8 protein-coding genes are annotated in these 15052 nt (G+C 70.9%); 4 read left to right on the top strand and 4 right to left on the bottom strand.

Translation table 11 applies throughout. The features are described from left to right. Positions 1-23: 23 nt before the first annotated feature. A complete protein-coding gene (locus QMG86_RS26360; protein WP_281875346.1) occupies positions 24-4883 on the bottom strand; it encodes an ATP-dependent helicase in 4860 nt (1619 codons plus the stop codon). 96 nt (positions 4884-4979) lie between these two features. Between QMG86_RS26360 and QMG86_RS26355 the strand changes: the two genes are divergently transcribed. The 3 genes from QMG86_RS26355 to QMG86_RS26345 all read left to right on the top strand — a co-directional run bounded on the left by QMG86_RS26355 (position 4980) and on the right by QMG86_RS26345 (position 7372). After that, complete coding sequence (locus QMG86_RS26355) at positions 4980-5525, top strand: histidine phosphatase family protein (protein ID WP_281875345.1); 546 nt, start codon at positions 4980-4982, stop codon at positions 5523-5525. Positions 5526-5591: 66 nt separating this feature from the next. Further along, positions 5592-6539, top strand: coding sequence for a patatin-like phospholipase family protein (locus tag QMG86_RS26350; RefSeq protein WP_281875344.1), 948 nt, complete (start codon positions 5592-5594; stop codon positions 6537-6539). Then, complete coding sequence (locus tag QMG86_RS26345) at positions 6536-7372, top strand: SDR family oxidoreductase (RefSeq protein ID WP_281875343.1); 837 nt, start codon at positions 6536-6538, stop codon at positions 7370-7372. The genes QMG86_RS26350 and QMG86_RS26345 overlap by 4 nt, the downstream gene beginning before the upstream one ends. A 51-nt stretch (positions 7373-7423) precedes the next feature. On the opposite strand, the gene QMG86_RS26340 is transcribed toward QMG86_RS26345, so the two are convergent. Both QMG86_RS26340 and QMG86_RS26335 read right to left on the bottom strand, forming a co-directional pair. Continuing rightward, positions 7424-8590 carry a lipase family protein gene (locus tag QMG86_RS26340; protein WP_434085650.1) on the bottom strand — a complete coding sequence of 389 codons (1167 nt, stop codon included), beginning with the start codon at positions 8588-8590 and terminating at the stop codon, positions 7424-7426. Between the two features lie 393 nt (positions 8591-8983). Beyond that, positions 8984-9463, bottom strand: a complete 480-nt coding sequence (locus QMG86_RS26335; protein WP_281875342.1) for a hypothetical protein — start codon at positions 9461-9463, stop codon at positions 8984-8986. A gap of 275 nt (positions 9464-9738) precedes the next feature. Between QMG86_RS26335 and QMG86_RS26330 the strand changes: the two genes are divergently transcribed. Continuing rightward, on the top strand, positions 9739-13212 hold the full coding sequence (locus tag QMG86_RS26330) for an indolepyruvate ferredoxin oxidoreductase family protein (protein WP_281875341.1): 3474 nt from the start codon (positions 9739-9741) through the stop codon (positions 13210-13212). 259 nt (positions 13213-13471) lie between these two features. Here QMG86_RS26330 and QMG86_RS26325 read toward each other — a convergent pair whose 3' ends face one another. Continuing rightward, a complete protein-coding gene (locus tag QMG86_RS26325; protein ID WP_281875340.1) occupies positions 13472-14938 on the bottom strand; it encodes a subtype B tannase in 1467 nt (488 codons plus the stop codon). Positions 14939-15052 lie beyond the last annotated feature (114 nt).

Raw genomic sequence — 15052 nt, 5'->3', positions numbered from 1 at the left:
CTGCCGCACCGGGGTCTCGCCGCTCACGGGCGGCTCCGGAGGCGGAGTCCGCGCGGGGTGGCGGAGAAGCCCGCCTCGGTCAAGAAACCGGCGAAGGTGTTGCCGTGCACCGTGTCTCCGTTCACGCGGTCGATGACCAGCGAGTCCACCTGCCGGCGCCGGACCAGGTCGGCGAGCGCTCCGGCGGCGGCCCGGCGGGCGTCGGGGTCCTCGGTGAAAGTGAGCAGGGTCTTGCCGCCCCGCTCCAGATACAGAACAAGTTCGCCGTCGACCAGCACGACCAGCGCTCCGGCCTTGCGGCCCGGGCGGTGGCCGCCCTCGACATCGCTCTTCGGCCAGGCCAGCGCGGCGCCGTACGGGTTCGCGGGATCGGACGCGGCCAGCGCCAGCACCGTGCCGGTCGGCTGCCTGGACTCGGGACGAGCGCGTTCGGCGTCGAAGGAGCGCAACCGGTCCACCACGTCGGTGGTGGAGAACTGGGCGCCGCCGAGCGAATCGATGAAATAGCCGCGGCGGCAACGGCCGCGATCCTCGAACTCGGTGAGCACCCGGTACATCAGCGCGAATCCGCCCGGCACGCCCTCGTTCTGCACCGAGCCCCTGGTCAGCACCCCGTACCGCTCCAGAAGCAGATCCGCGGTCGCGTGCGCGCGCACGGTGTTGTCCGAGATCCGCTCGGGTAGCAGCGACCATCGTCCGGCGACCGAGGGCGGACCGGAACGGGTGGGCATGCTCGGCCGGGGCAGGTAGGCGCGCCCCCGCGGCGCGCGCCGGGGCGTGCGATGGGCCGTGGTGGTCCGGGTGGTGCCGGACAGCAGCGCCCGCACGGGCGCGAACGTGTCACCGGAGACCAGTCCCGCCCAGGCCAGTTCCCATAGGGCGGAGGCTACGGCGGCGTCGTCGAGCAACCCGGTGGCATCCGAGAGCTGCCGGAAGAAGTACGCGCCGCCGCCCTGGGGGACAGGTATCAGCCGTTCCACGGGAGCGCCCGAGACCGCGGGGTTCGCGTCGACCGGTGAGCGTCGGACGTTGTCCGGCCCGGACTCTTTCGGTAGTGCGGCGGATCGCCCGTCGGCGCCACGTCCGTCGAACGCGGCGCCTGGGGGCGGTTCGGGCTCGTCCAACGACACCGGAGCTCGCACGGCCTGTTCGCTAGCGGGCGGCGTCCACGGCACGAAGGTCGCGCCCAGCGCGGTGAGCAGGCGCAGCTGCACGTCCGTGAGGTCGATCTCGTCCGGCGGGGCCAGAGTGAACGGCGCCTGCTCGGCCGGATGCAGAGCGATCCAGCCGTCTTTGGCGGTGATGGCGCCGTGCCCGGACCAGATCACCTCGCCGGTCGCCATGAGTTCGTCGAGCATGGCGGGGGTGTAGTCGGGCACCCGTGCGGGCAGGACGAGCGATTCCCAGGCGGAGGCCGGAATCGGCAGACCCGCGAGCTGTTCCACGACGGCCGCCACGCCGTCGACGCCCCGCAGCCCGCCGCCGCCGATGTGCTGCCAGGCCGGGAGGAAACGCCCGAACGCGGCGGTCGAGACCGGCTCGACCTCGTGCCGGGCGGCAGCGAGCGAGCGGCGGCGCAACCGGCGCAGCACCTGCGCGTCACACCATTCCGCTCCGGCCGCTCCGGGCGTGAATTCGCCTTCGACCACGCGTTTCTCGGCGGTCAGCCGATGCAGGGCGGTCGCGGCGACCGCGGTGCCCAGCCCGAACCGGGCCGCCACCGCCTCCGTGGCGAACGGGCCGTGCGTGCGGGCGTAGCGGCCCACCAGATCGCCGAGTGGATCGGCCACCGGCTCGATGAACGCGGACGGCGTGCCGATCGGCAGCGGAACCCCGAGCGCGTCGCGCAGCCGCGCCGCGTCCTCCACCGCGACCCACCAGCTACGCCCCGCGAACGACACCTCCAGCGCCCGCCGCGCGGCCACCAGGCTCTCGAACCACGCGGCGGGGTCGTCGTCGCAGCGCTCGGCGGCTTCGGCGGCGGTGAGCGGCCCGAGCAGGCGCAGAAGATCCGCCAAGCCCTCGGCGTCCCGCGCGTGCCGCTCGGGGGTGAGCCGCTGCAGTTCCCGCTCGGTCTGCTCCATGACCGCGGCGTCGAGCAGTTCGCGCAGCTCGACGCGGCCGAGCAGTTCGGCCAGCAGCCCGGAATCGAGCGAGAGCGCGGCGGCGCGCCGCTCGGCCAGTGGACTGTCGCCGTCGTACATGAACTGCCCGATGTAGTCGAACAGCAAGGCGTTGGCGAACGGCGACGGCATCCCCGTCTCCACCTCGACCAGCCGGATCTGGCGCCGCCCCACCCGGCCGAGCAGCTCGCGCAGCGACGGCAGGTCGTAGACGTCGCGCAGGCACTCGCGCACCGTCTCCAGCAGGATCGGGAACTCGGGGAATTTGCGTGCCACGTCGAGCAATTGGGCCGAGCGCTGCCGCTGCTGCCACAGCGGGGCTCGCTTGCCCGGATCGCGGCGCGGCAGCAGCAACGCGCGCGCCGCGCATTCGCGGAACCGGGAGGCGAACAGCGCCGAGCCGCCCACCTGCTCGGTGACGATGTCATCGATCTCGTCGGACTCGAAGACGAACAGCTCGGCGCCGGGCGGATCGTCGGTGGTGTCGGGCAGCCGCACGACGATGCCGTCGTCGGAGGCGTTCGGCGCGGCGTCCACGCCGAACCTTTCCCGCAGCCGCGCGCCGACGGCCAGCGCCCAGGGGGCGTGCACGGGGAGACCGTAGGGGGAGTGCAATACCAGACGCCAGTCGCCGAGCTCGTCGCGGAACCGCTCCACCACGAGGGTGCGGTCGGTGGGCAGATGCCCGGTCGCGGTGCGCTGTTCGTCCAGCAGGGTGAGCAGATTGGCGGTCGCGTTGTCATCGAGACCGGCGGATCGCATGATCTCCGCGACGCGGTCCGCCATCGGAACGACGGACGCGCCGAGCTCGGGCCCGGCCGGCTCGGCGCCGTCGGGTCGCGCCCGGCGCTTCGGCGCGGCCGTCGGTGCGCTGCCGTCGCGCCGTGCCTTCTTCCCGGTGCTCGCGGCCGATCCGGAAGCACGATCCTGCGCGACCGTGCGCACGAACTCGCCGAGCGCCGCGCCGAGTTCGGCGGGCCGCCCGAGCCCGTCGCCGTGCCAGAACGGCAAACGCCCCGGCTGCCCGAACGCGGGCGTCACCAGCACCCGATCGAAGGTGATCTCTTCGATCCGCCAGCTGGTCGCTCCGAGCGCGAACACGTCGCCGACGCGTGACTCGTAGACCATCTCCTCGTCGAGTTCACCGACTCGAGACGCCTTCTCGCCGACCATGTACACCGCGAACATGCCGCGATCGGGTATCGCTCCGCCCGACGTCACGGCCAGCCGCTGCGCGCCGGGCCGCCCGGTGAGCGTGCCAGCGTCGCGATCCCACACCAGCCGGGGACGCAGCTCGGCGAACTCATCGGACGGATACCGCCCGGAGAGCAGGTCCAGCACCGACTCGTAGGCCGAGCGCGGCAGCGCCGCGTAACTGCCGGTGCCGCGCACGATGTCGAACCACTCGTCGACGTCGATCGGGTCCAGCGCGCACGCGGCGACGGTCTGTTGCGCGAGGATGTCCAGCGGGTGCGCCGGAATCTGGATCGCTTCGATCTGCCCGGCGGTCATCCGCTGTGACGCCACCGCGCAGTGGATGACGTCGGTGCGGTGCTTCGGGAAGATCACCCCGCGCGAGATCTCCCCGACCTGGTGCCCGGCCCGCCCGATCCGCTGCAATCCGCTGGCCACCGAGGGCGGCGCCTCCACCTGGACCACCAGGTCGACCGCGCCCATGTCGATGCCCAGTTCCAGGCTGCTGGTCGCGACGACACAGCGCAGCCGCCCGCTCTTGAGATCGTCCTCGATCAGCGCCCGCTGCTCCTTGCTGACCGAGCCGTGGTGCGCGCGTGCCAGCAGCGGCCCGGCGCCGTGGTTCACCTCGGTCGACGGGCCGAGCTGGGCGGGCGGCTCGTGCTCGGTTTCCACCGGCTCGCCGAGCCGCGCCGCGTAGGCCTCGTTGAGCCGGGCGGTGAGCCGCTCGGCCAGCCTGCGGGAGTTCGCGAACACGATCGAGGACCGGTGCTCGAGCACCAGCTCGACGATGGCCTCGTCCACGTGCGGCCAGATCGAGCCGGGCTGGTCGGAATCGCCCGGCTCGGTCATGTCCGCGACCGGCACCCGCACCGAGAGGTCGAATGTCTTCGGCGCGGGCGGCGCGACCAGCGTGATCGGCGCGTTGCCGACCAGGAACCGCCCGACCTCCTCCGGTGGACGCACGGTCGCCGACAGCCCGATGCGCTGGGCGGGCCGCTCGGTCAGCAGATCGAGCCGGGCCAGGGACAGCGCCAGATGGGCACCGCGCTTGGAACCGGCGATCGCGTGCACCTCGTCCACGATCACCGTGCCCACGTCCCGCAGTGTTTCCCTGGCGGCCGAGGTCAACATCAGGAACAGCGACTCCGGCGTGGTGATCAGGATGTCCGGCGGGGTGCGCAGCATGGACCGCCGGTCGGACGCGCTGGTGTCGCCGGACCGAACCCCGACGGTGATCTCCGGCGGCTCCAGGCCCAAGCGCTTGGCGGTCTGGGTGACGCCGACCAGCGGCGCCCGCAGGTTGCGTTCCACGTCCACCGCGAGCGCCTTGAGCGGGGACACGTACAGCACCGAGGTGCCCGCCCGCTCGGGCCGCCGCTCCCGGGTGGCCAGCTGGTCTATCGCCCAGAGGAACGCCGAGAGCGTCTTCCCGGAGCCGGTCGGCGCGACGACCAACGTGTGCTCGCCCGCCGCGATCGCCTTCCAGGCCCCCAGCTGAGCGGAGGTCGGCGCGGGGAACGCGCCGTCGAACCACTCCTGGGTCGCGCGGGAGAACTGGGCCATGGATTCAGTGTGCACCGGCCCACCGACAAGCACGCCCGTACCGTTTCGCGAGCGAAGCGGGAGCAATCGCCGACGCCGGGCCGTACGCTTCCACAGGTGCAAAAAGTGCTCAGACTCGACCTGGTCAGCCATGGGATGACCGAGGCGATGCGGAAGGCACGTTTCCCGGTGGACGAATCGCTCACCGAGGCGGGCAGGCGGGCGGTGGCCGAGTGCGGACCGCTCACCGCCGCGCGAGTGCTCACCGGGCCGGAACGCCGGACGGTGGAGACCGCGGCGTTGCTGGGTTTGCCGGGGGAGGAGGACAACCGGTTGCGCGACCTGGACGCGGGCGCATGGCGCGGTGGCGAACTGATGTCGGTGCCGCAGGACGAGCTGTACGCCTGGCTCACCGACCCGGCGTTCCGCGGGCACGGTGGCGAGTCCGTGCTGGACGTGATCCAACGGACCAGGCTGTGGATGGCCGAGGTGGCCGCGCAGTCCGTGTCCACGATCGCGGTCACGCACCCGGCGGTGGTCAGGGCCGCGTTGCTGGTGACGCTGGACGCTCCGCCGAAATCGTTCTGGCGTATCGACATTCCGCCGGGCAGCATCACCCGGCTGCACTATCGCGGCGAATGGACGCTGCACTTCACGGCCTGACGGCTGCTGATCTCAGTCCGAGGGAAGGCGTGGCATCCACGCCACACTGGGCTAGTGTCTGAGACTATGGGTAACAACAATAGGTCGCAACGGCGCGGCCTGGCCATCGGGTGCGGTGGCGCCGTGGGGGCGGCGTGGATAGTCGCCGCGCTCGCCGCCGCCCGCGACGTGCTCGACTGGGATCCGCGCGAGGCGGACGTGCTGATCGGCACCTCGGCCGGCGCGGAGACGGTCACGCTGCTCGGCAGCGGCGTCTCGGTGGACGACCTGGTCGCCATGCAGCGCGGCACGGCGACCGACCCCGTCCTGCGCGAGCACGGCGCGGCCGAGCCCAGCCGGTTTCCGCCGCTGCCGCGCCCGCGACTCGGCTCGCCCCGGCTGCCGCTGCGCCGCCAGGAGCCGGGCCAGGCGCTGCTGGCCGCGGGCAGCGGACTGCTGCCGGTCGGCGGCGGCGACGCGGGGTGGCTGGGACGGCTGGCCGAACGGCTGAACCCCGGCCGCGCGTGGGTGCCGCATCCGGCGACCAGGCTGGTGGCGATGGACTACGCGACGGGCGAGCGGGTGGCATTCGGTGCGCCGGGTGCCCCCGCCGCGACCATCGGCGAGGCGCTGCGGGCGTCGTGGGCGATTCCCGGCTGGTTCCCTCCGGTCACCATCGCGGGCCGTCGCTTCGTCGACGGCGGCGCGGGCTCGACCGCGTCGGTGGACCTGCTCGCCGCCGAGAAGCTCGACGAGGTCCTCGTGCTCGCGCCGATGGCCTCCGAGGCCCGGATTCCGGCCACCGGCCCCCGGCACCTGCTGGAACGGCAGCTGCGCAACCGGATGAGCGACAAGCTCCGCGCCGAGATCGCCCAATTGCGCGCGGCGGGCACCAAGGTCCTCTTCGTGGGCGCGTCCGCCGACGACCTCGCCGTGATGGGACCCAACTTCATGGACGGCCGCCGCCGTCCGGCCACCTTCGAGCACAGCCTGCGCAGCACGCGCCGCGCCCTCGAGCGAGGAGCATTCGTATGAACATCTTCGGATCCGGTTACCCGGCGATCGACCTGCGCGCGGCGACCGTCCTGATCACGGGAGGCGCGCGGGGCATCGGCCGCGCCACCGCGGAATCGTTCGCCGCGAAAGGATCCCGCGTCGTGCTCGCGGACGTGGACAAAGCCGCCGCCGACGCGACCGCCGCCGCGATCGGGGCGAGCGCGTTCGAGCTCGACGTGCGTTCGCGTGGACAATGGGACGCGGTCGTCGCGGCGGTCGGCGAGATCGACGTGCTGGTCAACAACGCCGGTGTCATGCCGGCGGGAGCGTTCCTGGAGCAACCTGACGTGGTCGGTCAGGCCACGCTGGACATCAACGTGTGGGGTCTCATCCACGGCATGCGCGCCGCCGCGCCGGGCATGATCGAACGTGGCCGCGGGCACATCGTCAACGTCGCGTCCCTGGCGGGCAAGGTCCCGATTCCCGGGCTGGCGGTGTACAACGCCAGCAAGTTCGCGGCGGTCGGCCTCTCGGCGGCGACCCGGCTGGAATTCGCCGGGCAGGGCGTCAGTGTCAGCTGCGTGCTGCCGTCGGCCGTGCGGACCCGCCTCTCCTCGGGACTGGCCCTGGGCCACGGTATGCCGACCGTCGACCCGGAGGACGTCGCCGCCGCGATCCTGCGCACCTGCGCGACTCGCAAAGCCGAGGTGGCGGTGCCGAATTACCTCGGACCGCTGGACATCGCGCTGGCGGCCGCGCCGGAACGCGCGGTGCGCCTGATCCGCGGCTTGTTCGACGGGGATCGAGCGTTGCGCCCGGCCGACGAGAAGACGCGGGCACAGTACGAGCAAGAGGTGCGGTCCATCAGCTGATCGAACGAAAATGGCCCGGGAGAATGTCTCCCGGGCCGTTCCCGTCCGGTTTCAGCAGCTGGTCGGTGCGGGTTCGCCGCGGAACCTGGCCTCCACGTAGTTCCACGCGTCGCCGAATCCGGCGGCCGCCGCGGTCATGTGCTCGGAGATGTCGACGGTGTGGAACTGTACCGGCGCACCCGCCTTGCAGTACCGGTCAGCGACCTCGGCGACGGGCGGATAGAAGGTGAGCTCGTCGTAGCGGCCCTGCCAGATGTAGGTCGGCACCGTCGGCACGCCGTCGAAGTACCGCAGGCTGTTCTCCCGCAGGACGGCGTGTGCCTCGGGGCTGTCCATCAGGCTCTTGGACGCCGCCATCTGCTCCGCGCTGCGGAAAGCGCCGTGGAAGAGCAGGAACCGCCGGCACGCGTCATGCGTGAATTCCCGGAACCACAAACCGTTCTCGTTGAGCTGATCGGAGATCGGCAACCGGTCCGGGTACTCCCGCTCGAGCCCCATGGCGGCGGCGAAAGCGAGGCCGAATCCGGGGTGCGGGTCGAAGCCGAGCGACATCGCCATTTGCTCGAGGTCGGCCGGGATGCCGCCGGCCACGGCGGCGGTCAGCTTCAGATCCGGCGCGTAGGTGGGTTGCAACGCGGCGGCCCAGGAGGTGGCCATGCCGCCGCCGGAGTAGCCCGCGAGGGCGACGGGGGAGGAGGACAGACCGAGCTCGGCGACCTTGCGGACGGCCTTCACGCTGTCGAGGGTGATCATCCCGGCCAGGCGCGCGGCGCCGTAAGCGGAGGTGGGCCCCAGGTAGTCCGGCAGCGAGATCGCCCATCCGCGCCCGATCGGCAGCATCGCGCCGACCGCGTCCTGCAGTTCGCCGTTGAACAGCGAGCGCGACGGATTGCACTGGGTGCCGAGGGAATTGATCAGCGCCTGGTAGGAGACCAGCGGCGGGTTCTTCACCCCGGCGGGCAGCAGGACCGTCGTGATCGCCATGACGGGCTTGTCCTGCGAATTGGTGGAGCGGAAAGCCACCTGCCAGCCCTCGGTCCCGACATACATACCGGTGTCGATCCGGCGGGCCCGCACGACGTCGCCCGGAGCGAGCGCCCCTAGATCGGGCGGTGCCGTGTAGAAGGGATCGGGATCGGGAGTGGGATACAGGGGCTGAGCCGTCGCTGGCAGGCCGAGCAGGCCGAGCGAGACGATGCTCACCAGCAAGATCGCGATCCGGAACGGAACTCTGGACACGGGTTTCCTTCGAAAGTCAGCCGTCACCGACCCACCGCCCCGCGGGCACGCCGCGGTGTCGGTGTTCCGGACGGACCGGCACTACACGGAAAACCGCAGCGAACGCTCGCTGCGGGACGGAGCAGAAGGAACCGCCGCCGGAAAGATACTGAGTCGATCATGGCGGACTGCCGCACCTCCTTCGACTCCGGGACCGCCGGTAGCCGCGAAGGCGGCACCATCCGCTGCGAAGATAACGCTCCGCCGATCGGAGCGTCGCACCGGAACAGGCGAACCGGACATGTCACAAAGCGCATGCCCCGCCATTCGACAAGATCACTAAGGGAGGTGGCCTGCCCGGTCGCGCACCGAATCGTCCGCAGGTCGCGTGGCTCATGCGAAGCTGAGCACCGGACGAGCGCCCAGGGGGCGAAGCAGGTCGACCACGACCACGCCGTACTCGCGTTTCTGCTCCGGATTCGCGCCCTGGCACGGCGGCATACCGCGATGCAGGCCACGGATCAGTCGCACGCTCACCAGATCGGCCGATTCTTCCACGCGCGCGGTGAATCCGATACTCGGACAGCCGACCGGGCCGGGAATGTGGATCGCGAGCTTGTTCGTCCCGTCCTCGGTGTCGTACTCGGAGAAGGGCATGGCCGAACTGGGTTCCAGATCCGCGGCATGCGGGATGACCACCATCGTTCCGCCCGCGTAGGTGCGCGGACCGGGGTCGGCTCGGGTCCCGGCCGCGGCTTCCGCGGTGCGCTCCGGTGTGGAGGGGGCAGCCGGGTCCGCCTGCTGGCCGCACGCGGTCAGCGACCCGAACGCGATGGCGGCGAGGAGCGCCGCACCCCTCCTGAGCATTGACACCTTTCCACCTTCACACAGGTGGGCGCGGGTGCGGCGGAGGAAACGCGGCGTGGCACCCGCTCGGCCCGCCGACGCCGCGACGCTGTGCTGTGCGCGTCATCACATCGACCTCGCACTGTGCTTAGGTTGTGCCCACTGCGGCTGCGAACAGTTGGGCAGATTGCTCAATATGAAGAGTCAAGGTTGTGCGTTCAGATCTTCACAGACACCATATCGGCAACAAGTGCTCAACGATGCGAGGTGCCGAACCGGCGCCGAGCGGACGGGTGGATCTGATGACCGAGCTCGCCGACCGCGATCTGATCGCAGCTCCCTACGACCTGGCCGACCGTTACCGCGTCGGCTCGGGGACGGTTGTCCTCACCGGCGTCCAGGCCATCGCGCGCCAGCTGGTCGAGCAGCACGTGCGTGATCTGCGCGCGGGCCTGCGGGTGGGCACGTTCGTCTCCGGTTACCAGGGCAGTCCGCTCGGCGGCGTCGACAAGATGCTGGCCGGCATGCCGGAGGTCCTGGCCGAGCACGACATCTCGTTCGTCCCGGGGTTGAACGAGGAACTGGCCGCGACCTCCGTGTGGGGCAGTCAGGCGGACCTGCCCGCGGGCACGGCGACCCACGACGGCGTGGTCGGCGTCTGGTACGGCAAGGGCCCCGGCCTGGACCGCGCGACCGACGCGCTGCGGCACGCCAACATGTACGGCGCGAATCCCCGCGGCGGCGTCCTGTTGCTGGTCGGCGACGACCCGGCGGCCAAGTCCTCCACCGTGCCCGCGGTGAGCGAGCGCTCGCTGGCGGCGATGAACATTCCCGTGCTGTTCCCGCGCAACGCACGCGAGATCATCACCATGGGTCTGCACGGGGTCGCGCTGTCGCGCGCCTCGGGCTGCCTCGTGGCGCTGAAGATCGTCGCCGACGTCGCCGACGGCGCCTGGACCGTCGAGGGTTCGGTGGGTGACATCGATATCGTCGTGCCCGAAATCGACTGGGCGGGAGCGCGCTTCCGTTACCGGCAGCGTCCGATGGCCGCGCCGGCCGACAGCCTGCTCGCCGAGGCCGATCTCTACGGTCCCCGCTGGGAGCTGGTGCGCGCCTACAGCACACGCAACGAGTTGGACGTGATCGAGGTCCATCCGGCTCGCGCCACGATCGGCATCGCCGCCACCGGGACCACCTTCGACGCGGTCCGCCAAGCCCTGCTCGACCTCGGCGCGGACGACGAGGCGTTGCACGCCGCGGGGATCCGGCTGTTGCGGATCGGCATGCCCTATCCGCTCGCGCCCGAACGGGTCCGCGAGTTCGCCGCCGGGCTCACCCGGCTGATCGTCGTCGAGGACAAGACGGCATTCGTCGAGACCCAGGTCCGCGAGATCCTGTACGGCGTTCCGGGTGCGCCCGAGGTCCTCGGCAAGCGCGACCACGCGGGCCGCCCGCTGTTCGGCGCCGATGGCGAACTCACTTCCGGGCGCATCGCCGCACCGCTGCACCGCGTACTCGACGGCCATCTGGAGATGAGACGTCCACTGCCGCAGCCGCTGTCGCTGTCCGTGCTGCCCGCCAAGCGCGCGGCCTACTTCTGCAGCGGTTGCCCGCACAACCGCTCCACCGCCGTCCCGGAAGGATCGCTGGCGGGCGGCGGTATCGGCTGTCACACCCTGGTGACCATGTCCGGCCGGAACGACAGCAAGGTCACCGGGCTGACCCAGATGGGCGGCGAAGGCGCCCAGTGGATCGGCCAAGCGCCGTTCACCGACGTGCCGCATCTGTTCCAGAACATCGGCGACGGGACGTATTTCCACTCCGGCCAGCTCGCCGTGCAGGCGTGCGTCGCGGCGGGCGTGAACATCACGTTCAAGCTGCTGCACAACGACGTGGTCGCGATGACCGGCGCGCAGCACGCCGAGGGCGCGCTCACGGTGCCGATGCTCACCCACAAACTCGCCGTCGAGGGCGTACGGCGGATCATCGTCTGCGCCGACGAGCCGGGGCGATACCGCAAGCGCGATCTCGCTCCCGGCACGCTGCTGTGGCACCGGGACCGGCTCGACGAAGCGCAGCGCGCGTTGCGTGAGATCCCCGGCGTCACGGTGCTGATCTACGACCAGCACTGCGCGGCCGACGCGCGGCGGCAGCGCAAGCGGGGCGCCTTGCCGGTGCGCCGCACCCGGGTGGTCGTCAACGAGGCGGTGTGCGAAGGCTGCGGTGATTGCGGCGTGCGGAGCAACTGCCTGTCGGTGCAGCCGGTGGACACCGAGTTCGGTCGCAAGACCCGCATCGACCAGACCTCCTGCAACACCGACTACAGCTGCCTGAACGGGGACTGCCCTTCGTTCGTCACAGTAGAGCTGCCGGACCCGGCGAAGCGGAAACGGCGCGGGACGAACAGGCCGCAGCAGCCGCCGCGGCTGCCGGAGCTCGTGCATGAACCGCCGACGACCACGCAGAACGTCTTCCTCGCCGGGATCGGCGGCACCGGCATCGTCACCGTGAACCAGGTGCTGGCCACCGCCGCGCTGCGCGCCGGATACGAGGTGGCGAGCCTGGATCAGATCGGCATGAGCCAGAAGGCCGGGCCCGTGGTCTCGCACCTGCGTTTCGCCGCGGGCGCGCTGGAGCCCGCCAACCGCCTGGCCCCCGCCTCGGCCGACTGCCTCCTGGCCTTCGACCTGCTGACCGCCACCGACAACAAGAACCTGGCCTACGGTTCCGCCACGACGACCGTGTCGGTCGCCTCCACCAGCAAGACGCCGACCGGCGACATGGTCTACGACAAATCCGTGGCCTATCCCGACGAGGCGATGCTACTGGAGCGTCTGGGGCGGGCGTCGCGCTCGGTTCGGGCCTTCGACGCGCTGGCCGCCGCGGAAGTCCTTTTCGGCGACACCGCCGCCGCGAACTTCCTGCTGGTCGGAGCCGCCTACCAGACCGGCGGCCTGCGGTTGCCTGGCGCCGCGATCGAAGAGGCCATCGGGATCAACGGAGTCGCGGTGGAGGCGAATCTCGCGGCCTTCCGCTGGGGGCGAGTCGCGATCGCGCGACCGGAGGAGTTCGCCGCCGCGACCACGCGCCGCAAACCCGAACGCGAGCCGGTGACGGTGCCCGCGGACCTGTTCGAGGGGTTCACCGCCACGGGAGAGGTGCGGCGGCTGGTCGAGCTGCGTGCGATCGAACTGATCGGTTTCCAGAGCGTGGCGGTGGCCCGCGATTACGTCGCCGCGGTACAACGCATCTGGGATGCCGAGCGCCGGGTGACCGACCGGACCGAGTTCAGTGAGCAGGTGGCGCGCGGCCTGTACAAGTTCACGGCGTACAAAGACGAATACGAGGTGGCGCGCAGGCTGACCGATCCGGTGTTCCTGGCCGAGGTCGCCGAGCAAGTACCGGAGGGGGCGAACCTCACCTATCGGCTGCACCCGCCGGTCCTGCGCGCGATGGGCCGGAAGAAGAAGATCGGGATGCGGCCGGGCAGCCACTTCGCCCTCCGCTTGCTGGCGCGCGGTAAGCGTCTGCGTGGCACCGCCTTCGACCCCTTCGGATACGCCCACGTGCGGCGGGTGGAACGCGAGCTGCTGGCGCACTACACCGCGATGGTGGCGGATCTGGCGTCGGTGCTGGATCCGGCGGGCTACGACCGCGCGGTGCGGGCCGCGGCGCTCGCCGACGTGGTGCGCGGGTACGAGGACATCAAGCTCGCCAACGTCGCGCTCTACAGCGAACGCCTGCGGGAGCTCGGGATCGAGCCGCCGCGCTGCTAGCGGGGCTCCTGCGGCGAACTGCCCGACCGACCACCGTCTCCCTCCCGGGAATCCCGGCGGATCTGCAAGTGCGTCTGGCAGGCAGCCCAGCTCGGCCTCATCCGGAGTCCAGGCAGGAGGCTGCCCGTCCGCGAGACGCGGCGACGGACGTCCTCCGATCATCGGCCGAAGACCTCGCTGCCGCGGCCACTGGTGCCGGTCGGTCGCCCGGCGCTGCGGAGTTCGACGCGGCCCAACGGCCGGATCTCGGCGTGCCGTCTCACTTCGCGTAGCCGGTCACCTTGCCGATCCACGCGATGAAATCCTCGGGGTCTTCGTTGCTGCCGTGCCCGGCGTCCCAGTACATCGCGGCGTCGACCTCGTCGCCCAGATTCTCCAAGCTCGCGGCGAGATTGCCGACGATCGTCAGCGACGTATCGGTGTCCTTGGTGCCCACGCGGATCCACCAGTGCTTCGCGCGGGCGGCATTCCGCTGTCGCAGAAAGAACATCGGGTTCATCATGCTGATCTTCTCGGGCAGGTCGCTGTCGAGCTGCGCGCCGGGGTCGCCGGTCGCTCGCCGCAGACTGAACAGGGTGAAGTGCCTGGCCTTGACGGTTCCCCCGCCGAACTCGTTGTTCTCGGGCGAGGACAGGTCGAAGGCGTCGAACGCGGGCACGCCCTTCTGCCGCACGCCGACGTGCGAGAGGTAGTCCGGCCAGGTGAATTCGGCGCGATCGCCCGCCCACGTGATCCAGCTGTTGGCCGCCAGGTAGCTGGAACGGTCGGCGTTCGGCAGCGCGGTCAAGTAGGCGGTCGCGGCCGGTTCGAGGTAGGTCCGCGCCAGGTAGTCGCCGTAATTGCGGGCCGTGAGGGGTCCGAATCCGTTCCGCCCCTGCAGGGCCAGCGACGCCTGATAGTTCGTGAACGCCGTGCTCAGCTCGCGCGAGGCGGCGGCGTCGAGTGCGCCGGAGCGCAGCGGGTTGGCGCCCCAATTCCACTCGTAGGCCATGTCCGCGTGTTCGAGATCGGTGACGGGGCAGTAGGGAGCGGCGGCGAAGACGGCATCGCTCGCGTCCGCCGCGCCGAGTTCGGCGAGATACCGGTCGTACATCCGGCTGTCCCCGGACACCGCGAGCAAGGCGGACAGCGCGCCGCCCGCGCTGACACCGGTGGCCACGATCCGGTCGGTGTCTCCCGGCACGCGGCCCGCGTTGTGCCGCAGATACCGCACCGCGGCTTTCAGATCCACGATGGCCGCGGGCGCCACGCCGAAATACGTGCCGTCCGGCGCGACCAGGTCGCGACCGCGCGCACCGGGTTCCACGACGACATAGCCCGCCGTCAGGGCGAGGTCCCGGTTCCTCATCCGATCCCCGCCGTCGTCCGGTGGGCGGCTCGTCACCGACGACGACAGATATCCCCCGACGGAGTTGCTGAAGAGAATGGGAGCCTTGCCCGCGTCGACGGCTGCTCCGTCGATTTCGGTGGGCACGCTGACGTTCAGGCTCTGATATGCCTTGTCCACCGGCTTCGCCACATAGACGACGTTCTCGTAGAAGTGGTAGGTCACCTTCCTGTCGCGCTCGAAGGTGGCGACGGTCTTCGTCTTCGTCGTGAACGCGCCGGGATCGAAGGCCAATTCGTCCACCGCCCGCGCGCTGCCGTCCAGCAGATCGCAGCCTGCGGTGAACATCGGCACGGCGACCGCCGCCGCACATCCCTTGAGCATCGCTCTGCGCTGCACAGCTCTCTCCTTCGCGTGCGGGGGCAAGCCGTCCGGCCGCAGCGGGGAACGGGCGCGGCAGAACGATTGCGCGAAAACGAATCAGCTGGTCATCGGGTCGCCGAGATCGAAGGA

It is taken from the genome of Nocardia sputorum (genome assembly GCF_027924405.1).
Taxonomy (GTDB): Bacteria; Actinomycetota; Actinomycetes; order Mycobacteriales; family Mycobacteriaceae; genus Nocardia; species Nocardia sputorum.
The sequence above is the reverse complement of the archived record's forward strand: the minus strand, read 5'-3'. Positions and strand labels throughout refer to the sequence as shown.